The organism is Kitasatospora sp. SC0581 (assembly GCF_048159585.1).
Lineage (GTDB): Bacteria > Actinomycetota > Actinomycetes > Streptomycetales > Streptomycetaceae > Kitasatospora.
On record NZ_JBLRWA010000254.1, the window covers coordinates 1 to 354 of the forward strand.

Annotated in this window: 1 pseudogene; it reads left to right on the top strand. The window is 76.3% G+C overall.

The window, feature by feature from the left end:
- Window positions 1–354: pseudogene (locus tag ACLWS4_RS37995) on the top strand (glutamine synthetase); the annotation flags it as partial.

Here is a 354-nt window from a genome sequence, read left to right on the forward strand (position 1 = left end):
TGCTCCGGGCGCTCGGCGAGCAGGAGTTGACGGTGCTCCAGCTCCACCCCGAGTACGCTCCGGGCCAGTTCGAGGTCTCGGTCGCCCCGGACGGACCGCTCGGCACCGCCGACACCACCGTGCTGGTGCGGCACACCGTCCGGGCCGTCTCGGCCCGGCACGGGCTGCGGGTGAGCTTCGCCCCCGCGCTCTCCCCGGTGGGCGTGGGCAACGTCGGCCACCTTCACCTCAGCCTCTGGCGGGACGGCCGCAACCTCGCGGCCGGCGGCGGTGGCCCGTACGGGCTGCACCCCGCCGCCGAGCACTTCCTGGCCGGGGTTCTGGACCACCTGCCGGCCCTGCTGGCGCTGGGCG